Source organism: Pseudarthrobacter phenanthrenivorans Sphe3, assembly GCF_000189535.1.
Lineage (GTDB): Bacteria > Actinomycetota > Actinomycetes > Actinomycetales > Micrococcaceae > Arthrobacter > Arthrobacter phenanthrenivorans.
Genome location: NC_015145.1, coordinates 2605112 through 2626110 on the forward strand (window position 1 = coordinate 2605112; position 20999 = coordinate 2626110).

Consider the following 20999-nt stretch of genomic DNA (forward strand, 5'->3'; position numbering starts at 1 on the left):
GCTGCTCAGCGGTTAACGGAGACCTGGGCCAGGAGTTCGGGTCCGCGGGCGTCCAGCCATTTTCCGCCGAGGCCGACGCCTGCCACAAACAGGCCCAGGCCCAGCACGGTACCGGCGGCAAGGTTGAGCCAGCCGAAAAGGCTGTTCCCGGTCACGAGCTGTGCAACCAGGAGGGCAACCTCGGGAAGGACCAGGACCACCAGGACCAGAAGCCCCCCGAACTGCACCGCCAGGGTTTGGCCCACGTTGCCCGGCGGCTTCTTGAACGGGCTGTCACCGGGGAGCGGGACGGCCACCGTATACCGCGCTGAAACTACCGAGGACAGGCCCAGCCCCGTGAACAGGATGCCCAGGCTCAACCCCAGCTGGCCGGGCAGGCCGGCCCAGTCCCCCGTGAAAGAGGAATAGCCCACAGCGAACACCAGCACTACCGGAAGCGCGAAGGCCAGGCAGGCCAGGGCACGGCCCAGCCTGTCCGCCACGCCACGGACGCCGGTGGCGAGGTGGAGGGCAAACGCGGTGTTGTCGTAGGACACGTCTGCGGAGATGGACCAGGCCAGGATGAACGCGGACAGCGGCGCCAGGAAGCCCAGGCTTGTGTAGTCGCCGGTTTGGCTGCCCTGGAACACCAGGACCACGGGAAGCAGCGGGATCACAACCAGGGAGCCTGAGTACCGCGGATCCCGGAACCAGTACGTCAGTGACCTCGCCATCACCGCCCCCGCCGGAACGGCGGGAAGAACTCCCAGCAGGCCCAGCCTCCCGCCTTTCCGCTTTCCGCTGCCCGCGTAGGGAGGAGTGACCAGCGCCCGTTCCAGCAGGACCTTCCAGCTCCAGGCCAGGGCGGCGAGGGCTGCTACCGAAATGAGCAGCTTCAGTGCCGCCGCGCCCGGCCGGCCTGCAGCCATGTCACCGGCAAGGGACCAGGGGGCGCCCAGCGGAGTCCAGGACACCGTCCGGGCAAAGCCCGGCAGGAATTCGGTGGACGCACTGATTCCCTGGCTTACCCCGGCGACGATCGGACCCATCAGGACCAGCGGCACCATGAAGGCGATGGCGCTGACATCCTTGAACCGCCGTGAAGACGCAAGGCTGGCTGTGGCCGTGGTGACCACTTTGGCGAGCACCACGCAGGTCAGCACACCGAGTACTGCCCCTGTGAAGGCGGCGAGCGCGGGAAGGATGCCCCGGGACCAGGTGACCACCGTGGACAGCGCCACCAGGGACGTGGCAACTCCGGGAATCCCGATCAGGCCGCCCAGCGCGAGTCCCGCCAGCAGCTGCTTCATGGGGATCGCAAAGGTGGTGAAGCGGGCAGGGTCCAGGGTCATGTCCGTTGCTGATGCCACAACCGGGATGATCCCCCACCCCAGGACGGCCGATGACCCGCCGAGCACCACGGCTGTGTAGGCGAGATCGTGGGGGGCGTTCCGCAGGAGGACGAGGGCCACCACCAGGGTGGCCACCAGGCCCAGCGCATAGAGCCCGGCAAAGGCCATCCCCACCAGTTGCCAGGGGCTGCGCCGCAGCCCGTTGCGCAGCAGGGTCAGCTTGAGCCTTAGAAGGTGCGCAACCATTCCAGCCCTTCCGTGTGGCTGTGGCCGCCCACCAGCTGGACGAACCTGTCCTCAAGTGTTGCGCCGGCACGCACTTCGTCTACTGTCCCGGCGGCCAGCAGCCGTCCACCGGCCACCACTGCCACGTGGTCGCACATCCGCTGCACGAGGTCCATCACATGGCTTGACACAATGACGGTGCCGCCGGAAGCAACGTAGCCGTCCAGGATGGAGCGGATGTTGGCCGCGGAGACCGGATCCACCGCTTCGAAGGGTTCGTCCAGGACCAGGAGCCGGGGGGCATGGATCAGGGCTGACGCCAGTGCGACCTTCTTGGTCATGCCGGCGGAGTAGTCCACCACCAAGGTCCCGGCGTCGTCCTGGAGGTCCATGGCGGCGAGGAGGTCCGCAACACGGGAAGCCACCACATCCCGCTCCATTCCGCGCAGCAGCCCGGCATAGGTGATCAGCTGCTCCCCGGTCAGCCGGTCAAACAGCCGCACGCCGTCCGGCAGGATTCCCATGAGCCGCTTGGCCTCCAGCGGCCGCTGCCACACGTCCACGCCGTGGACCGCCGCGGTTCCGAAATCCGGGCGAAGGAGCCCCGTGGCCATGGACAGCGTGGTGGTCTTGCCGGCGCCGTTGGGTCCCACAATGCCGTAGAAGGAACCTGCCGGGACGTCGAGGCTGATGCCGTCCACGGCGATCTTTCCGCCGAAGCGCTTGGCGAGGCCGCGGATGGACAGAGCCGGCAGGTGCGGAGCAGTCATGAAGCCAGACTAGCCCTCACGTCCCCGCTGCGGGGTCCTCCCCAAGGAGTAGCGAAAAAGGCGTAGGGCGTCCCGCCGGTTCCGTTCCCCGCCTTGCCCTGCGGATCCGGATAGGCCCCCTCGCCGTGGCCGGATCCACTACCGAACCGCCTTGGGTGATCTCCACTTCACCGGCTGTCACGAGCCGCCGCGCCGCTTCCCGGGCAGGTCCCATGGCATCCCGCCAGTCTTCCCCGCCCACGGCGCGGGCCGCTTCCGATGGGCAGATGGTAGACGTTGCCGCCCTGGCGGCCAGAAGTTCCAGGATGCTCTCCTCCAGCCGCCTGCCGAGGCTGTCATCAGGACCGGCTGCCCCGCTGCGTGCTCCGCTCACCATCGTGGAACCCGCATCAGAAGGAGCGGCGGGGCACGGCCCGTTCGTACTGCGGTGGCCAGGCCATGTCATGCCCCAGTTCGAAGGCCGCCCGCAGCCACCAGTGGGGGTCCCGGAGCGCCGCCCGGGCAATGAGGACGCCGTCCGCCTGGCCTGTGGCGATGGCATGCTCGGCCTGCCCCGCCGATGTCAGCAGGCCCACCGTCCCTGTGGCCACGCCTGCTTCCTTCCGGATGGCGGCAGAAAATCCGGTCTGGTAGCCGGGGCCGGCTTTGATCTGCTGGTGGGCCACTGCCCCGCCGCTGGAAACATCAACCAGGTCCACACCATGCTCGGCTGCCTCCCGCGCCAGGCGCACCGAGGCCGGCAGGTCCACTCCGCCTGCAGCCCAGTCGCTGGCCGAGATCCGCAGGAGCAACGGCATGGAGTCCGGAATGACCGCGCGCACGGCGTCCACCACCGCAAGCATGAGACGGTTCCGCCCGGCTTCCGTACCGCCCCAGGAATCGGACCTTGTGTTGATCAGCGGGCTTTGGAACTGGTGCAGCAGGTACCCGTGGGCCCCGTGGATTTCAATGGTGTCGAAACCTGCGTCCACAGCGCGCACGGCGGCCGCAGCGAAATCGCGTATGACCCCTTCGATGTCCTCCCCGCTCATTGCGGCAGGTTCTGCGTAGCCGTCAAACGCCAACGGCGACGGCCCCACCGTGGCCCAGCCGCCGTCGGACTCCGGAACGCTGCCGTGCCGGCCGGAAAAGGGCCACCAGGTGGAAGCCTTCCTGCCGGCGTGGGCCAGCTGCACGCCGATCTTTGCCTCCGCAGACCCATGGCGGTGGACGAATGAGGTGATGCGCTCCCACGCCGCGGCCTGCTCGGAGGTGTATATCCCGGCGTCGCGGGGGCTGATCCTGCCATCCGCCGTGACTGCGGCGGCTTCGGTGAGGATCAGCGCGGCGCCGCCCGCCGCAAAGGATCCCAGGTGCATCAGGTGCCAGTCGTTCGGCACCCCGGGAGCGTCGTCGGGATCGCAACTGTATTGGCACATAGGCGAAACCCAGCCCCGGTGCTGCAGTTCCAGGGAACGTAGCTTCAGGGGCTGGAACAACGCAGGCACTAGAAGAGCACCCTCGCCAGCGCCTGGCGGGCTTTGGCGACGCGCTCGTCGGAGGCGCCCACCACGTCGAACAGCTCCAGCAGCCGGACGCGGGCCGTTTCCCGCTCCGGGCCGAAGTTCCGGCCGATGAAGGAAACCAGCCGGTTCAACCCGTCTTCCACGTGCCCGCCGGCCACGTCCAGGTCCGCAACGAGGAGCTGGGCCTCAAGGTTGTCCGGTTCATTGGCCGCGAGGGCCCGCATCGCTTCGCTGTCCTGGGCCGAAAGCGGCTGCAGCCTCGCCATCAATTCCACCTGGGCCAGCCCGGCCTTGGCTTCGTGGTCCGAAGGCATCTCGTTCAGTGCCTGGCGGTAGGCATCGGCAGCCGCCTGGTAATCGCCGGCTTCGATGGCGCCGAAAGCGGCCTGGTGGAGCGGCGGCAGGGGTGCCGGAGCATCATCGTCAGGGGCGCCGGCACCCAGGCTGCCCGTCACGCCGTTGGCAGCGGCAACCTTCAACAGTTCGTCGAAGAGGCTCCGCACCTGCTGCTCGTCCGCGCCGCCCTGGAACAGTGGCACCGGCTGGCCCTTGAGGACGGCGACGGCAGTGGGAACGGCCTGCACCTGGAAGGCCTGGGCAAGCTGCGGAAACGCGTCGATATCCGCGGCGCCAAGGACCAGCCGTCCGCCGTAGCTTTCCACCACCCGTCCCAGGACGTCCAGCATGGTTGCCGACTCCGGGGAATAGGACGCCCAGAGGGCGAACACCACCGGAACCTGCGCCGAAAGCTCCACCAGCTGCTGGAAGTTGCCCTCCGTGACGTTGACCTTCAGTTCCGGGGCACCGGTACGCTGCGGCGCTCCCTCCGCTGGCGTACCGGCCCCCGAAGGGGCGGGCCGCTGCTTGAGCGAAGAGAGGTCGACGGCGCCGCGCAGGTTAAGCGGATTGGCAGCGGCCGGAGGGACTGGGCGGGAAGCTGGCGAACTCATGCTTTCCACTCTAGCCACTCCGGCCGCTGCCGGGGGTAATGCGTTGTGCCGGCCTACTTGAAGCTGGCACCCACGAGGCCGCGGGTGGCTGCGACCAGCCGCATCGGATCCGTGGATCCTGCCGGCGGAACGTACACAGCCATGGACTCAGCGAAGCTCAGGACCATGCCGGTGGTGGTTTCCTTGCCGCCGGCCAAGGCCGCAGCGTCATCACCGATGGTGAGCTTGTCACCGGCAGCCTTGGGGGTCCCTTCGAACCCGAAGTTGATCCGGCCCAGGACCAGGGCGCCGCCATCTGCGGTGCGGAACACCACGGTGCTTTCCGGAACCACTTTGTGGGTGAAGGAGAAGTTGCCGTTCTCGCCGGCCTTGACTACCTCTGCCTGGTAGGACAGGGTGTCGGCGATGTAGGGCGAGGACTCGCCTTCCACCAGTTTGTCCTTGTAGGCGGATTCGGGGCTGGTGAGGCGGTCGGCCAGTCCGGCCATTGCTTCCTCGCCGCTGTACAGCAGCCCGGTCTTGTCGCCGGCCGCCAGCGTTTCGGTGCCGTCCCGGCTGATGCTGGGGAACGTGGTGCCGGGCTGGAGCGGGTTGGTTTCCACCAGCTTGTAGTTCTCGCGCGGTGAGGCCTGGACCAGCGTGAGCAGCTGCGGGACCACGTTGCCATCACCCTGGGTCACGGCCATGACGGAACGCGGCCACTCACGGTCGCTGGTCACAACGGTGGTGAGGAGCTTGGTGGAGCGGACCGGCATGCGGGCCTCGTAGGAACCCACCTGGGAGCGGATCTTGTAGTTCTGGGTCCGGACTTCCAGTTCAGTACCGCCGACGCGGGCTGCAAGCTGCCCGGCATCCTTTGCCGCATCGCCGGCGTCAACGGCGCTGGAGACCTGTTCAAGGATCCGGCGGAACTGGGCATCGAGCAGGACGGGAGCAGCGGACTGCTCACGGGCAGCAGGCGAGGCCGCGGCCGACGGGTCCGAGGAGGATTCGGGGGCGGGTGAGGTGGCATTTGCGGCAACGCCTGTTCCTGCAACCACGGCAGCAGCAACCACTCCGGCGGCAGCCATGGTCACGCGGGAGGACGAGCGTGCTTCGCTCTTGGCGCGGGCGCGCTGGGCAAACCCGCTGCCCTGGCCGCCGCCTTCGCCGTTGCGCTTGCGTGCGGACAGCAGTGCCAGGGCAATGCCGCCAAGAATCAGCAGGGAGCCGAGGATCATCAGCGGGACGGCCCACGGGGTGGAGGTGTCGTTGGGGAACGTCATGGAGATGGAGGCCGGGGCAGGCTGCGTACCGTCGGAGGCCAGCAGGAGGGTCCACTCGCCGTCGGCCGGCGGGCTCCATGAGTACTCGAGTTCGCCGCTGGCGTTCTCGGTGGAAACCCAGAGGTCCGAGCCGGCAGGGTTGGGCGCGGCGGCTTCCCCGTCGGCGTGCTCCACCTGGAGGGACTTTTCGTCCTCGGAAACACCGGTGATGGTGTTGTGGGCTGCCTGGCCAACCCATGCGTCCACGTCATCGGGCCGGCCCGCTGCCAGCATGAAGTTTCCGTCGCCCTCGATGTTGATCTTGACCGTTCCGCCGTGAAGGGTGCGCAGGCTCTGGTCGATTACGGTCAGCGGCGCCGCGGCGGCATCCGCCGGCGCGGAGGCCGTGAAGGTCTCTGAGGGGGCCCAGATGGTTCTCTGGCCGATACCGGCCAAAAGTGTCAGGAGGCCGAGCAGCACGAGTGCGACTGCAGTCTTTAAACGCAAGGGAACACCTATCATCAGCGGGGGTTTACCTTCAATAGTAACCGTTTTGTTACCACCACCCGGGACCGGGGCTTTCAACCGGAGCAGCGGCAGGGCGCAGGCACGGACTTTCGGCAGCTGTTGACAAGGCTGCTGATAGTGTTTGCGATGATCATCACATCGGCCCGCACCAGCGGTGCCACGTACGGAACAGGCCCCAAAAACCAGTGACTGACAAGACGGACGAGACCTCCGCGGCAGGCGAAAATCCGGGGAGTTCCCAGCCGCCGTCCGCCGCTCCCTCCAGCCCTGCTGCTGCCCGCCGGAAGAACCCCGCTGCGGCCGCCCTGGGCCTCCTGGTACACCGTCTGCGCCAGCCCCTTCCCGGGGCCCAGCCCAGGCTACGGTTCGAGATGCCGCCGGAGTACTCGCGCCAGAACGGGGACGAGTCCGGCCTGGACAGCGAAGTGCAGCCGCAGTTCGGCAGCCCCGGACCCCGGATCTCGCCGCAGCATCCGCTCTACATGGGGTTCATGGGTGCCGTGGGCGTGGGGCTTGCGCTGCTGGTCTACTGGATCGGTTCCAACACCACCCAGCTTTTGCTGTGGATCGTGGCCGCCCTGTTCATCGCCTTGGGGCTGGAACCTGTGGTGGGCTGGCTGGAAAGCCGCAAAATCCCCAGGCCGGCCGGAATCCTGGTGTCCGTCACGGTGCTGGTAAGCGCCGTCGTCGGCTTTTTCGCCACCCTGATCCCCACCATCGTGGAGCAGGTCACCCAGATCGTTGAACAGGCGCCGGTGTGGATCCGGGACTTCATCGATTCCGACTTTTTCCGCAGCCTGGATGACCAGTTCGGGGTACGGGAGCGGGTCACTGAAGAACTGGACAAGTTCGTGAACGACCCCGCTGCCATGGGCGGGATCTTCGGGGGCGTGGTGGGCTTTGGCTCCACCGTGGCCAACGGGCTCTTCGGCACCCTTATCGTCCTGGTGCTGAGCCTGTACTTCCTGGCCGCCCTGCCCGCAATGAAAAAGTGGGGGTACCGCCTCGCGCCGCGTTCCCGGCGGCACCGGGTGGAGGCGCTGTCCGAGGAAATCACCCGCTCGGTGGGCAACTACGTCATTGGGCAGGCTGTTGTTGCACTCCTGAATGCCACGTTTGCCTTCATCGTGATGTCCATCGTCGGGATCCCGTTCGCCCTGCTGCTGGCGTTCGTGGTGGCCCTGCTCGCGTTCATCCCCCTGGTCGGCGGCATGATCGCAGGCGTCGTGGTGCTGCTGGTATCCCTCACCGAAGGCTGGCAGGCTGCGGCGGTCTACGGGATCTGCTACTTCTCCTACCTGCAGTTCGAGGCCTATTTCATCTCCCCGCGCATCATGCAGAAGGCCGTTGCCGTGCCGGGCGCCGTCGCCGTAATTTCCGTCATCGCCGGCGGCAGCCTGCTGGGCGTGCTCGGCGCGCTGATCGCCATCCCGACGGCGGCCGCCGTCCTGCTGCTGATCAGGGAGATCTACATCGTCCGGCAGGACCAGCACTAGGCCTGCGCCGGCGGGCCTCCGCCCGCCAGGCTGAGGCTGCCGCTCCCTAGGCCGAGGCCGTTGCCGCGGGCCCGTTCCATTCGTGCGGCAGCCCGGCAGCGCCCGATCCTGCCTCGGTGACGTCGTCCACAATCTCGTTGAGCACCCGGGAGGCGTACTTCTCCCCCACCCACAGGTGCTTGGCACCGTCCACGCCCACCACGCGGGCCTGCGGAACCATGCTGAACCTGGCGGCGGCCTCGTCCGGCTTGAGGAAGTCGTCATGCTCCGGGACCAGTACCGTGAGCGGCTTCCCGGATTCCGCCCACAGGCGCAGGTGTTCGTCAGTGGCGCGGTGCAGCGGGGGCGAGAGCAGGACCGCACCCTCGACTTGGGACGCCACCGGCTCCACTGCGCCGTACATCAGGGCAAGCTCCGTGCCAAAGGACCAACCCACCAGCCAGCGGTTGGGCAGGCCCCGTTCCACGGCGAAGCGGACCGCCGCCTCCATATCATGGCGTTCCCCGATGCCCTCTTCGAAGGCGCCGCTGCTGGTTCCATGCGGTGATGCGGTTCCGCGGGTGTTGAACCGCAGCACTGCGATGCCGGCGAGCGCCGGCAGCCGGTAGGAAGCCTTCCGGTAGACGTGGGAGTCCATGAAGCCGCCGTGGGTTGGAAGGGGATGCAGGGTGATCAGGGTGGCATGTACGGGCCCGGATTCCGGCAGCGCCAGCTCGGCCACAAGGGTGTGGCCGTCTTCCGTTTCCAGCTGCACCAGTTCGCGTTTCGCGGGCAGGACGGTAGAGGCACGGATTGGAGTGGGGCCAGGGCCTTGGCGGAACTCGTACGACGCCGGATCAGAACTCATGACTGCCAGCTTAGCGACAGCGGGCGCGTCTTCGCCCGCTGCGGCTAGCGGTAGCGGTAACTGCGCGACATCCAGCAGTTCGTGTGCCAGTGGCGCCGCTCCGCCAGGCCGGCGGCCGCCCCGAACAGGTGGTCATCCTTCCAGACCACCAGGTGGGCCACGCCGGGCAGCACCGCGGTGGAGCATTCCGGGCAAATGTACGTTTTTTCGGCGTTCCGGGCGGTCATGGTGCGGACCATCCATTCGCCGTCGGGCGCACTCTCGCGCCGCGCGATGCCGGCACGTGCCCGTTCGAGATCCAGTTCGGGAATGTCCTGGCTGTTTTTCCGGCCCGCTCCCCTGCCGGCACCGGGCCTGCCGGAAGCCGTACCCTTTCCGGATACGGGACGGCGGGGTCGGTTGGAGCGCGGCATGAATCCATTCTGCCCCAGCTGCGGGCCGGTTTCCTGCCCGGCAGGGCCCCTGGATGAAGAGCGTGCTGACGGGCGCGGTATCCGGCAGACGGTAGTCTGTACGGCGTGCGACTTGTGATAGCCCGATGCTCCGTTGATTACGTTGGCCGGCTTAAAGCCCATCTCCCGCTGGCCACCAGGCTCCTGCTGGTGAAGGCCGACGGCTCCGTCCTGGTGCATTCCGACGGCGGTTCCTACAAGCCGCTCAACTGGATGAGCCCGCCGGCGACGCTGCGGGTCTCCTCCCCCGAGGACGTGGATCTTGAACTGGGAGTCATGGAGCAGTGGACGGTGCAGTCGGCCAAGACCGATGACCGCCTCATCATCAACATCCACGAAAAACTCGACGAGTCGTCCCACGATCTCGGCGTGGACCCGGGGCTGATCAAGGACGGCGTGGAGGCGGACCTTCAGAGGCTCCTGGCTGAACAGATAGAGACCCTGGGAAGCGGCTATTCACTCATCCGCCGCGAGTACTTCACCGCCATCGGCCCGGTGGACATCTTGGCGCGTGATGCGGACGGCGGCACCGTAGCCATCGAGCTGAAGCGCCGCGGCGACATCGACGGCGTGGAGCAGCTGACCCGTTACCTTGAGTTGCTGAACCGTGATCCGCTGCTTGCCCCGGTCCGCGGAATCTTTGCCGCCCAGCAGATCAAGCCGCAGGCAAAAGTGCTCGCGAACGACCGCGGAATCGATTGCATCACTTTGGACTATGACGCAATGCGCGGTGTGGACGACAGCGAATCCCGGCTTTTCTGAGCCGGAAGGCAACCGGGACTTCCCTACCCGGTTGAATAAGCCCCTGACGTGCGCATTAACCTGCAATTTGGACAAAATTTAGCCAATTTGACGCCCGAACCGTTGACCTGCGGGAATGGGCGTGAAATTCTTATCTCAGTCTTTGTGTAGGTGTTTTTCATGCTCGCAAGACATGTTGCGAGCGCGAAGCTCCTGCAGCACCGGAACCCTTTCCCGGGTGTCCGGTAATCAGGATTCTTCTCGCGGAGTGACCAAGGCCGGTACGAGGTGTGCCGATCTTAAAAAGTTCCACAATGAGGAGAAATAAATGGCACAGGGAACCGTCAAGTGGTTCAACGCTGAAAAGGGCTTCGGCTTCATTACCCCGGATGATTCGGATGGGGACGTTTTCGTTCACTACTCCGAAATCCAGACCGGCGGCTTCAAGACCCTCGACGAGAACCAGCGTGTTCAGTTCGAAATCGGCCAGGGCGCCAAGGGCCCCCAGGCTACGGGCGTCACGGTAGTCTAGTCCGCTCCCCCGGCCGCTGAGCGGCCGGCAGCGAAACAATGGTCTCCGGCATTTATGCCGGAGACCATTGGTTTTTAAGAGTTCCTACCGGCATCCCAGGGCTCACTGCACCAGTTTCCGGACCAGGCGGGCCCCCTGCGCAAGGGAAAGCCCGGGCAGGTATGCACGCGTCAGGGCACGTCCGATTGCCGGCAGGTGCAACGGGTCCTGGTAATACAGGTACAGCGCACGGTACTCGGGCTTGAACCTGGATTTGAACGCCGCCAGGGAGCGGAACCCATAGACGGGTTCCAAGGCATGCCCCACCAGGTCCAGGATCCGTACCAGGTTCTCCGGGCCGTCCCCGGCTTCATTGTCCCGGGCTTGATTTTCCTGGGCGGCATCGTCCCGGACTTCATTGTTCCGGACGGCATCGTCCCGAACGGCTCCGGCCAATGGTGAACCGGAGAGCGAGATGACTTCCACGGAGGAGCGCAGCTCCAGCACCGCAGAGGCGATGAGGAACTCCATGACTCCCGGAAAACCCTCGGCGCCCCTTCGCATGACGTCCAGGGTCCGGCTCACCAGCCGCCCGCCGTCGTAAACGGGCAGCCAGCTGGTCACGCCGTGGACGGTACCGTTGCCGTCCACGGCGAGGCAGCACAGCACTTCCTCATCCTCAAGCTCATCCACGCCGCCCAGCGTGAAGCCCATCTCCGGGACGGACTTTCCCGCCGCCCATTCCTCGGACACCTCACTGAGCCGGGACCGGAGCGGCGCGGGCAGGGTGTGGTACGGACCCCATACGGCGCGCACCCCCAGCTTGGCAGCCCGGTTCAGGGCTGTGCGCACGTTCTGCCATTCCTTGCCTTTGAACTCCAGCCGGCGGATGGGCAGCCGGGTTTCCTGGGCCACGGCCACACGGGAAAAGCCGCGCTCCTGCAATGCAGGCCACATAGTGTCGTCGCACGAATAGAGTGCGGGGATCAGCGCATGGCCGCGGCAATATGCGAGGAAGCCCTCGGTCACCGGCTGCTGGGCGTCCCTCGGCCCGAAGGCGCCGCCAAGTGTCAGCGCCACGCTGCCGTGCTGCTGGAAGGCAACGGCACCCTTGCCGTCCGGACTGAACCAGTAGCTGTTGGGTTCCCACAACGCCATCCACGAGAGCGGGCCCCCGCCCTGATGCAGCAGCGCCCTGGCCCTGTCCCTGTCGTCATGGCCTGAATCGGTTCGGTCCGCTTTGCCCAGCAGCACCCACCACACCGCAGCCAATGCGATGAACCAGAACACCGGCCCCGAGTAGGCGAACAGCAGGGCCTCGAGGCTGTTGCGGTCGGCGAAGAGGCGGTGGTAATGCTGCGGGATGGGAATGGGTACGTACTGCCGGGCCAGCTCGGCCAGGAGTCCCAGCATTCCGCCGTCCCGGTCCATGCCCCCCGCCCCGAACCAGGCGGCAGCATAGGCCCCTGCGAGGAGGAGCCACGAGCCTCCCACGGCTGCCGCCAGCACCCGGCGCGCCGACGGGACCGTCTGCACGCGGAACTGGCGCCGGTTCAGCCACAGGACCAGCGCCAGCAGCAGGGGAACCACAACCAGCGGAAGAACGTGGGCGAAGGCGGATCCCATCGGGGCGTTCGGCCCCTGCCCCCGCGGTGGAACCAGGGCGAACAAGGCCAGGTAGACAGCGGCCAGCGCCGTGACGGCCAACTGGATGGCGAGGGCAATGTTCAGGGCCAGGCGCCGTCCCCGGCGCATGCCGTCGGCACAAATCAGCAGCAGGGCTACCGGCACGACGGCCAGCGCAAGGCCAACGGGACCGGCAAAGCCGGCGCGGCCCGCTTCAAGGCAGGAGGCTTCCACCGTGCTGCCGCAGTTGGCCGCCAGCTGGCCAAGGGTGGGCAGCGGATTCAGGACCATGTCCCGCAAAAGGGCCAGTGGGCCGGTGGGCGCCCGCGCAATCCCGGTAAGGATCGGCCCGACGGCGAACACGGCAACAGTAAGGGCAAGGAGATTTCGCGTTTCACGCCCCGTTGACCGGTGCCGGTGGAGCTGGCCCTGGTCCCCCTGGATCCACCACCCGAGAACCAGCCCCAGCAAAGCGCCCAGCAGTCCGATCACTGTTTCGGCGTGCCCCACGTACAGCACCAGGAGGAGCGATACGGACAGTACAGCGGTCCGCAGCCGGCGCTGCCACAGCACGGGCAGGCGCGCGCTGCCGGCCAGTCCGGCGGCCAGCAGGGGCCCATACGGTCCAATCAGGACGTCATCGGCCATCCGGTCCAGCCAGCCATCCCGCGCATACTGGGCCAGCTGGGTGACCAGGAGGAAGAGCGTGACGGCGGCGAACTGGCCGCCAAACAGCAGGGCGGCCGCCGCGCGCGTGCCCAGTTTGCGTTCCGCAAGCCCCAGGAGCAGCACGATCATCAGCGATGCGGCCGCGTACGCCAGGGGGTTCGTGGCGAAGAACAGGCTGGTGAACAAGGACCACCAGTCCCCGTTCCGGAGTCCCGGGCCGCTGACACCGGCGAACCACAGCAGCTGCTCGGGCGGCCCGGCCAGGAAGCTGCCAGTGGCTGCCGCTGCTGCCAGGAAGACGCCCAGGAATGACAGTGTGAAGGGCACGGCCCTCAGTTCCGCCATGACCAGCCGCAGCACTGGCCGCAGCACAGTGGACCAGGCCATGCCTGCAGGGCGGACCTTCCGGTCGGCGCTCACCACGTGATCCCCCACTGCCCGGCGAGGAAGTCCAAAGCGTCCGTGATGCGCTTCGAGGAGGTGTCCCAGGAGTGCCCGGTCTGCTCAACTTCAAAGGCGCGCACGGTGAAGCCGGCGTCCTTGGCCGCCGCGGACAGGGTGCGCAGGTAGGCAACAAATTCCGGGTCGTCCTCGCCGGCGGTCAAATACATTCCGTTGCCGTCAAAACGCTGCTGCTTCATGATGTGGAGCGGCGTCTGCCGGTTGAAGGCTTCGGGATCGCCCGGGAACGATGCATCGATCGTTTTCTGGCGTTCCTTGGCGATCGCGGGCTCTGCCTCGCCCGAGAACGACAGTACGGCGGGGAACAGGTCCGGATGCCTTGTGCCCAGCTGCAGCGCGCACGTGCCGCCGAAGGAGAATCCGCCGGCCGCCCAGCGGGCGTGGTTGGTATCGACGGCGAGCGTGGACTTGATCCACCGGGGCACGTCCTCGGAAAGGTAGGTGTCCGCGCGTGCGATCCGGCTGTCCATGCACATGGTGTTGGCGGACTGCGACCCATTGGGGTCCGGGATCACCACTACCGGTGCCACTCCCCCATGGGACGCGGCGTAAGAGTCCATGTGGGACTGGAGGGAACCTCCGGTGAGCCAGTCTGCGGGACCGCCCGGCTGCCCTGCCACCAGCACCAGCACCGGCAGCGCAGGACGGTTCGGAGCAAAGTAGGCGGGCGGCAGGTAGATGTAGGCGTCGCGGGTATTCATCCCGGAAAGCACACCGGGGATTGCGGACTTTCGCAGCACTCCGCCCGCTGGCAGCCCTCCTTGCGGGACCCACCCATCCAGTGGCACGCCGTCGGACGCGCCAGGCTGCCGCATCAGTTCCTGTTCCAGCGGCGGGATCCGTGCCAGGGCTGTTCCGAAAAGGTCGCTCACCGTCCGGTTCAGGCCGAAGTAGGCGTTGATCTGCACCGCGGACAGTGCGGCGACCAGGAGGACGGCCACCAGCCCCAGCCAGCGGCTGCGCCAACTGCTCCGGGGCACCCTCAGCGCCAGCAGGATCACGGCAGCAACACCGGTCACCACCCAGAGCAGGACGGCATTGGGGATGTTTTCGGGGAATACTGAGAATACGTTGATGAGGGCCCAATGGACACCGGAAACCAGCGCGAAAGCTGCGACGGCGGCGGCAAGCACCCGCACCAGCCACTGTCGGCTGCGTCCGCGGGCGGGCGGAACCAGGAGATAGGCGCCGCCTGCGACGCCCAGTGCCAGGGAAACCCAGTACAGCGGCCCGTCGATGAGACGAACGTCGAAGAACCAGTCCACCTCGGCTAGCGCCAGGTACCTATGCCGATGACCGGGCCGGCCTCCAGCCAGGATGACAGGCCGGTATAGGCGTCAAACTTCATGGCGAGGCGCAGGTCCTTGCCTTCATAGCGCAGTTCAACAATGACGACGTCGGGCTGGACCTTGACAGCCTCAGCCTCGGTGGGTTTGCGGCGGCCCAGCAGTTCCAGGGAATGCCGCTTGAACTTGTGCTTGGGCCGGACGCTGAGTGAGAGCAGCCGGAACCACTCCAGGTCGTTGTCCTGATAACGACAAACCCCCATCTGCCAACTGTTTCCAGCCATGCAAATGGAGGCGTCCACCGTGCCGAGGGCACGCCGCAGATTGAAGCGGCGCACCCCCGAAAGGCACAGTGCAAAGATGAGCAGCCCAAAAACGACTGCCAATGCGATGAACGGAAGACTCGATGCGTCCATCAAGGTGGTGCTAGCGGATCCCAGCGGTAGCCGAGCCGCCCAGGTGGGCGTTGTCAGCAACAATGACCACGCGGTTGTTGTCCACGGAGAAGAACCCGCCATCGACATCTACCGCGATACGGTCTCCCGAAACCGGCTGGATGGCCAGTTCACCCTCGGCCAGGATCGCCAGCAGGGGCGAGTGGCCGGGCAGGATTCCGATTTCACCATCGCTGGTGCGGGCCTTGACCATCTTGGCCGCTCCGGACCACACGAAGTGGTCCGCTGCGACAATCTCAACCTCAAGCTCAGCCATATTACTTGGTCTGTTCCTGGATCTTGGCCCACTGGCGCTCAACGTCATCGAGTCCGCCGACGTTGAAGAACGCCTGCTCCGCGATGTGGTCCAGCTCGCCGTCGCAGATGGCGGAGAAGCCTTCAACGGTGTCCTTGATGGAAACCGTGGAGCCCTCAACGCCGGTGAACTGCTTGGCGGTGTAGGTGTTCTGCGAGAGGAACTGCTGGATGCGGCGTGCACGCGACACGACGATCTTGTCCTCTTCGGAGAGTTCGTCAACACCGAGGATGGCGATGATGTCCTGGAGTTCCTTGTTCTTCTGCAGGATCTGCTTCACACGGACAGCCGTGTTGTAGTGATCCTTGCCGATGTACTGGGGATCCAGGATTCGGGACGTGGACGTCAGCGGGTCAACGGCCGGGTACAGACCACGGGAGGCGATTTCACGGGAAAGTTCCGTGGTCGCGTCGAGGTGTGCGAAGGTGGTTGCCGGTGCCGGGTCGGTGTAGTCATCTGCGGGAACGTAGATGGCCTGCATCGAGGTGATGGAGTGGCCCTTGGTGGACGTAATGCGCTCCTGCAGGAGGCCCATCTCGTCAGCCAGGTTGGGCTGGTAGCCCACGGCGGACGGCATGCGGCCGAGGAGGGTGGAAACCTCGGACCCTGCCTGCGTGAAGCGGAAGATGTTGTCGATGAAGAGCAGCACGTCCTGGTTCTGCACATCGCGGAAGTACTCCGCCATGGTCAGTGCGGACAGCGCCACGCGCAGGCGCGTTCCCGGCGGCTCATCCATCTGGCCGAATACAAGGGCGGTGTCCTTGAGGACGCCGGCCTCTTCCATTTCAACCCAGAGGTCGTTACCTTCACGGGTACGCTCGCCAACACCGGCGAATACCGAGGTACCACCAAAGTTGCGTGCCACACGGGTGATCATTTCCTGGATCAGAACGGTCTTGCCCACGCCGGCGCCGCCGAACAGGCCGATCTTTCCACCCTTGATGTACGGGGTGAGGAGGTCGATCACCTTGATGCCGGTTTCCAGCATCTCGGTGGAGCCTTCGAGCGAAGCGAAGCTCGGAGCCTTGCGGTGGATGGGCCAGCGTTCGCTGATCTCCAGTTCCGACTCGGCAACGTCCAGGGGCTGGCCCAGGACGTTGAAGATGTGGCCCTTGACGCCGTCGCCCACGGGCACGGAGATCGGGGCGCCGCTGTCCACCACGGAGGTGCCGCGGACAAGTCCGTCGGTGGCCTGCAGGGAGATGGCGCGGACGAGGTTGTCACCCAGGTGCTGGGAGGTCTCGAACGTGATGGTCTTGGTCTCACCGTTGAGAGTAATCTCGGTGGTGAGTGCGTTGTAGATGGACGGGATTGCGTCAGCCGGGAATTCGACGTCGACAACCGGGCCGATTACGCGCGCAATGCGGCCGGTGGCACCGGCCGTCGCGGCTACGCGTTCGGTAGCAGTGGCAGTCATCTCTCTCACTTCACTCAGTAGATGGCGTGGGGTTAAGTTTATCTGTGCTGGTGCAGGTCCAGCGGAATCCGAAAAGGCTGCAGGCTAGGACGCGAGGGCGTCGGCGCCGGCAACAATCTCCGAAAGCTCCTGCGTGATTTCAGCCTGGCGGGCCGTGTTGCGCAGACGCGTGTACTTCTTGATGAGATCCGTGGCGTTGTCGCCGGCGGACTTCATGGCCCGCTGGCGTGCAGCAAGCTCAGAAGCTGCCGCCTGCAGCATGGCCGCGAAGATGCGGGACTCGATGTAGCGCGGCAGCAGAGCGTCGAGGACGCGCTCTGTTTCCGGCTCGAACTCGTACAGCGGCAGCAGGTCCGACTCGGAAGCCGCCTGTTCTTCCACTACTTCCAGGGGAAGCAGGCGGATGACAGTGGGTTCCTGGGTAACCATGGACTTGAAGCGGGTGTACACCACGTGGATCTCGTCCACGCCGCCGTCTTCGTAGTCGGTCGCGAACTCCGTCAGCAGTGCTTCACCGATTTCGCGAGCGGTAGTGAACTCAGGCGCATCGGTTCCTCCGGTCCAGACCCGTGCATATTCACGGTTCCGGAAGTCGAAGTAGGCCTGGGCCTTACGTCCGACGACGTAAGTCTTGACTTCCTTGCCTTCTTCGTGGAGCAGCTCGATGAGACCTTCCGCCTGCTTGAGCACGCTTGCCGAGTACGATCCGGCCAGGCCACGGTCCGCGGTAATTACCAGGACGGCGGCACGGCGGATCTGCTCCGGCTCAGTGGTCAGCGGGTGGTCGATTTCGCTTTGGCTTGCGACAGCAGAAACGGCGCGCGTGATCGCGTTCGCGTAAGGCAGTGAAGCTGCTACGCGCGCACGGGCCTTGCCGATGCGCGAGGTAGCGATCAGTTCCATCGCCTTGAAGATCTTGCGCATCGACGTGGTCGAGCTGATCTTCTGGCGGTAGACCCGGATCTGGGCTCCCATACTTATCCTTTCCTAGCGTTCCGTTGGCCGGGTGTGCCGGGCCCGATGGACCCGGCACACCCGCTCAGTGGAACTAGCGCTTCTGCTTGACGATCTTTTCCTGGTCAACCTGTGCCTCGTCGATGGCGGCATATTCCTCATGCCCCGCACCCACCAGGTGGTTGTCCCCCTCGCCGAAGAAGCCCTTCTTGAAGTCGACGATTGCCGACTTCAGAGCCGCTGCGGTGTCATCGTCCAGCACGTTGGTCTGCGCCAGCGTGGTCAGGATCGAGGACTTGTGGGTCAGGTGCTCCAGGAATTCGCTTTCGAAGCGGCTGATGTCCTCAACCGGAACGTCATCCAGGTAGCCGTTGGTGCCGGCCCAGATGGAGACAACCTGGTTCTCGACCGGGAACGGCGAGTACTGGCCCTGCTTCAGGAGTTCCATCAGGCGGGCGCCACGGGTCAGCTGCTGCCGGGAGGCAGCATCCAGGTCCGAGGCGAACATGGCGAATGCCTGCATGTCGCGGTACTGGGCCAGGTCCAGCTTCAACGTACCGGAGACCTTCTTCATGGACTTCACCTGTGCGGCGCCGCCCACGCGGGACACCGAAACACCCACGTCAACAGCGGGACGCTGGTTGGCGTTGAAGAGGTCCGACTGGAGGAAGATCTGGCCGTCAGTGATGGAGATGACGTTGGTCGGGATGTAGGCGGAAACGTCGTTCGCCTTGGTCTCGATCAGCGGCAGGCCCGTCATGGAGCCGGCACCCAGTTCGTCGGACAGCTTTGCACAACGTTCCAGGAGGCGGGAGTGCAGGTAGAAGACGTCGCCCGGGTAGGCTTCGCGTCCCGGCGGACGGCGGAGCAGCAGCGATACCGCACGGTAGGCTTCAGCCTGCTTGGACAGGTCATCAAACACGATGAGGACGTGCTTGCCGCCGTACATCCAGTGCTGGCCGATGGCCGAACCGGCGTACGGTGCCAGGTACTTGAAGCCGGCGGGGTCGGAAGCGGGAGAAGCCACGATGGTGGTGTACTCCAGCGCGCCGTTGTCCTCGAGGGTCTGGCGGATGGCGGCAATGGTGGACGCCTTCTGCCCGATTGCCACGTAGATGCAGCGGACCTGCTTGGTGACATCGCCCGAAGCCCAGTTGGCCTTCTGGTTGATGATGGTGTCGATGGCAATGGCGGACTTGCCGGTCTGGCGGTCACCAATGATCAGCTGGCGCTGGCCGCGGCCGATCGGGATCATGGCGTCGATGGCCTTGAGTCCGGTCTGCATCGGCTCGTGCACCGACTTGCGCTGCGTCACGCCGGGAGCCTGGAGCTCCAGGGCGCGGGTGGTCTCGGCCTTGATCTCGCCGAGGTCGTCGATGGGCACGCCCAGCGGGTCCACGACGCGGCCAAGGAAGGCGTCGCCCACGGGAACGGACAGAACCTGTCCGGTGCGGTGCACTTCCTGGCCTTCTTCGATGCCGGTGAAGTCGCCGAGGATGATGACGCCGATTTCGCGGACGTCGAGGTTCTGGGCAAGGCCCAGGGTGCCGTCCTCAAAGCGAAGCAGCTCGTTCGCCATGACCGAGGGAAGGCCCTCAACACGGGCGATGCCGTCACTAGCGGTGGTTACGCGGCCGACCTCTACGCGCTCTGCGTTTCCGGGTTCGTAGGACGCCGCGAACTCGTTCAGCGCATTACGGACGTCGTCGGCGTTGATGGTCAATTCGGCCATCTGCAGTCCCTGCTCTCCTGTTTTGTGATCATCGTTGTTCACGATGACCGGGGTTTCTATCAGTTGGGTTGTGCTTGTCCGGCTAGCCGGCCAGCTGGCGTTGCAGCTCGCCCAGCCTGCTGATAACGGAAGCGTCAAGCACTTCGTCACCAACCTGCACGCGGATGCCGCCAATGAGTGACGGGTCGACGTTGATGTTGACCTTCAGTTCCCGCCCGTACATTGCATTCAGGCCCGCCTGGAGGCGTGCCAGCTGCGTTTCCGTCAAGGGGCGGGTCACGCTGACCGTTGCTATCCAGCGCTGCTGCCGCTTGGCTGCCAGTTCGGCAAACCGTGCCACCAGCCTGGTCGGCTTGATGCCGCGGGGCTGGGTGACTGCCTGGGTAATGAGGACCTTTGCTTCCTCACTGACGCCGGGCACCAGCTTTTCGGCGAGTGTTGCCTTCGCCGCAGCGCTGGCCTGTGGTTCGGACAGAGCACGTTGTACCTCGTGGCTGGAGGCAACAGCCTGGTTGAAGGAGAACAGATCGTTCTCCAGCTCTTCCAGGCCAGTGATTCCGGAGGCAGAAACGGCCGACTTGTTTTCGGCAACGGAAATGACCACCGTTGCGGCAAGAGTCTCGAGTGCATCGCCGATATCACGGGCGCTTGCCCAGCGTAAGCCGGCCAGGCCGCCTGCAATGTCTGCAGCATCAGCGGAGACTTTTCCGCCAACCAGCTGCTTGACCAGCGCCGACTTTTCGTCACCGTTGCGGGACGGGTCAGTCAGGGCACGGCGCAAGCCAGCCGAGCTGTCCACCATTCCCAGAATTCCGAAGAGTTCCTTTGCCAGCTGCAGCGACGCCGTCGGAAGTTTGGCTTCCAACGATGCCAGCGCTGTTGCCAGCGATTCGCTCGATACGCCTGCCATTACTTAGCTGCACCTGCGTTCTGGGACTCCAGATCTGCCAGGAAACGGTCCACGACGCGCGCTGCACGCTCGTCGTCGTTCAGTGCTTCGCCAACGATGCGCCCGGCCAGGGTGGTGGCCAGGGTGCCGACCTCGGAACGCAGGGACACGACTGCCGCCTGGCGCTCGGATTCGATCTGCGCGTGGGCCTGCGCCGTGATGCGGGCAGACTCTGCAGCTGCCTTTTCCTTCAGATCCGCAAGGATCTGGGCACCTTCGGCACGGGCTTCCTCGCGGATGCGGTTGGCTTCGGTGCGGGCGTCGGTCAGCTGCTGCTTGTACTCTTCGAGTGCAGCAGACGCCTCAGCCTGGGCCTTTTCAGCCTTTGCGATGCCGCCTTCAATGGCCTCGGCACGCTCGGCGAAGGTCTTTTCGAACATCGGGACAACGAACTTGACCACGATGAACATGAGGATGGCAAAGCCCACGAGGACAACGCCCATTTCCCAGAGGTTGGGCATCAGGGGGTTGATCTCGCCCTCAGTGGCGGCTGAGATGATCAGCTGATTCATATTTCACCCGTCCTTTTCTACTCGGTTCTGTAAGTTCGCTTC

20 protein-coding genes are annotated in these 20999 nt (G+C 65.5%); 3 read left to right on the forward strand and 17 right to left on the reverse strand.

Features of this window, described 5'->3' with window-relative positions; all coding sequences use genetic code 11:
• Positions 1-5: 5 nt before the first annotated feature.
• From ASPHE3_RS12120 to ASPHE3_RS12140, 6 genes are read right to left on the reverse strand one after another with little or no spacing between them, the layout of a single operon-like run.
• Complete coding sequence (locus ASPHE3_RS12120) at positions 6-1577, reverse strand: hypothetical protein (protein ID WP_013601496.1); 1572 nt, start codon at positions 1575-1577, stop codon at positions 6-8.
• Entirely contained in the window at positions 1559-2326 is a 768-nt protein-coding gene (locus tag ASPHE3_RS12125; protein ID WP_013601497.1) for an ABC transporter ATP-binding protein, read from the reverse strand. Before ASPHE3_RS12125 ends, ASPHE3_RS12120 begins: the two co-directional genes overlap by 19 nt.
• A gap of 16 nt (positions 2327-2342) precedes the next feature.
• Entirely contained in the window at positions 2343-2702 is a 360-nt protein-coding gene (locus tag ASPHE3_RS21525) for a DUF3253 domain-containing protein (RefSeq protein ID WP_013601498.1), read from the reverse strand.
• A gap of 13 nt (positions 2703-2715) precedes the next feature.
• Positions 2716-3813, reverse strand: coding sequence for an NADH:flavin oxidoreductase/NADH oxidase (locus ASPHE3_RS12130; protein ID WP_013601499.1), 1098 nt, complete (start codon positions 3811-3813; stop codon positions 2716-2718).
• Positions 3813-4781 carry a co-chaperone YbbN gene (locus ASPHE3_RS12135; protein WP_013601500.1) on the reverse strand — a complete coding sequence of 323 codons (969 nt, stop codon included), beginning with the start codon at positions 4779-4781 and terminating at the stop codon, positions 3813-3815. The genes ASPHE3_RS12130 and ASPHE3_RS12135 overlap by 1 nt, the downstream gene beginning before the upstream one ends.
• Positions 4782-4834: 53 nt before the next feature.
• The gene (locus ASPHE3_RS12140) at positions 4835-6547 is read right to left on the reverse strand and encodes a hypothetical protein (RefSeq protein ID WP_049786069.1); all 1713 of its coding nucleotides are present in this window, start codon (positions 6545-6547) and stop codon (positions 4835-4837) included.
• Positions 6548-6738: 191 nt separating this feature from the next.
• Between ASPHE3_RS12140 and ASPHE3_RS12145 the strand changes: the two genes are divergently transcribed.
• The gene (locus tag ASPHE3_RS12145; protein WP_013601502.1) at positions 6739-8049 is read left to right on the forward strand and encodes an AI-2E family transporter; all 1311 of its coding nucleotides are present in this window, start codon (positions 6739-6741) and stop codon (positions 8047-8049) included.
• 46 nt (positions 8050-8095) lie between these two features.
• On the opposite strand, the gene ASPHE3_RS12150 is transcribed toward ASPHE3_RS12145, so the two are convergent.
• Both ASPHE3_RS12150 and ASPHE3_RS12155 read right to left on the reverse strand, forming a co-directional pair.
• Complete coding sequence (locus ASPHE3_RS12150; RefSeq protein ID WP_013601503.1) at positions 8096-8896, reverse strand: alpha/beta hydrolase; 801 nt, start codon at positions 8894-8896, stop codon at positions 8096-8098.
• Positions 8897-8940: 44 nt separating this feature from the next.
• On the reverse strand, positions 8941-9309 hold the full coding sequence (locus ASPHE3_RS12155; protein WP_013601504.1) for a hypothetical protein: 369 nt from the start codon (positions 9307-9309) through the stop codon (positions 8941-8943).
• Positions 9310-9414: 105 nt separating this feature from the next.
• Here ASPHE3_RS12155 and nucS point away from each other — a divergent pair, with 105 nt between their 5' ends.
• Together nucS and ASPHE3_RS12165 are read left to right on the forward strand one after the other, a co-directional pair.
• Entirely contained in the window at positions 9415-10110 is a 696-nt protein-coding gene (nucS, locus tag ASPHE3_RS12160; RefSeq protein ID WP_041652144.1) for an endonuclease NucS, read from the forward strand.
• Positions 10111-10417: 307 nt separating this feature from the next.
• Positions 10418-10621 carry a cold-shock protein gene (locus tag ASPHE3_RS12165; protein ID WP_003804766.1) on the forward strand — a complete coding sequence of 68 codons (204 nt, stop codon included), beginning with the start codon at positions 10418-10420 and terminating at the stop codon, positions 10619-10621.
• A gap of 102 nt (positions 10622-10723) precedes the next feature.
• Here the strand turns inward: ASPHE3_RS12165 and ASPHE3_RS12170 are convergent, their stop codons facing one another.
• From ASPHE3_RS12170 to ASPHE3_RS12210, 9 genes are all read right to left on the reverse strand, one after another.
• Entirely contained in the window at positions 10724-13282 is a 2559-nt protein-coding gene (locus tag ASPHE3_RS12170; RefSeq protein ID WP_049786133.1) for a bifunctional lysylphosphatidylglycerol flippase/synthetase MprF, read from the reverse strand.
• Positions 13283-13311: 29 nt separating this feature from the next.
• Positions 13312-14622 (reverse strand): alpha/beta hydrolase, encoded by a 1311-nt coding sequence (locus tag ASPHE3_RS12175; RefSeq protein WP_013601507.1) that lies wholly within the window; start codon positions 14620-14622, stop codon positions 13312-13314.
• Between the two features lie 5 nt (positions 14623-14627).
• Positions 14628-15059 (reverse strand): DUF2550 domain-containing protein, encoded by a 432-nt coding sequence (locus ASPHE3_RS12180; protein ID WP_013601508.1) that lies wholly within the window; start codon positions 15057-15059, stop codon positions 14628-14630.
• Between the two features lie 10 nt (positions 15060-15069).
• Entirely contained in the window at positions 15070-15354 is a 285-nt protein-coding gene (locus tag ASPHE3_RS12185) for a F0F1 ATP synthase subunit epsilon (protein ID WP_013601509.1), read from the reverse strand.
• Between the two features lies 1 nt (position 15355).
• Positions 15356-16810 carry a F0F1 ATP synthase subunit beta gene (gene atpD, locus ASPHE3_RS12190; RefSeq protein ID WP_013601510.1) on the reverse strand — a complete coding sequence of 485 codons (1455 nt, stop codon included), beginning with the start codon at positions 16808-16810 and terminating at the stop codon, positions 15356-15358.
• An 84-nt stretch (positions 16811-16894) separates the two neighbouring features.
• On the reverse strand, positions 16895-17785 hold the full coding sequence (locus tag ASPHE3_RS12195) for a F0F1 ATP synthase subunit gamma (protein WP_013601511.1): 891 nt from the start codon (positions 17783-17785) through the stop codon (positions 16895-16897).
• A 73-nt stretch (positions 17786-17858) separates the two neighbouring features.
• Complete coding sequence (gene atpA, locus ASPHE3_RS12200; protein ID WP_041652906.1) at positions 17859-19496, reverse strand: F0F1 ATP synthase subunit alpha; 1638 nt, start codon at positions 19494-19496, stop codon at positions 17859-17861.
• A gap of 82 nt (positions 19497-19578) precedes the next feature.
• On the reverse strand, positions 19579-20406 hold the full coding sequence (locus ASPHE3_RS12205; protein WP_013601513.1) for a F0F1 ATP synthase subunit delta: 828 nt from the start codon (positions 20404-20406) through the stop codon (positions 19579-19581).
• The gene (locus tag ASPHE3_RS12210) at positions 20406-20957 is read right to left on the reverse strand and encodes a F0F1 ATP synthase subunit B (RefSeq protein ID WP_013601514.1); all 552 of its coding nucleotides are present in this window, start codon (positions 20955-20957) and stop codon (positions 20406-20408) included. Before ASPHE3_RS12210 ends, ASPHE3_RS12205 begins: the two co-directional genes overlap by 1 nt.
• Positions 20958-20999 lie beyond the last annotated feature (42 nt).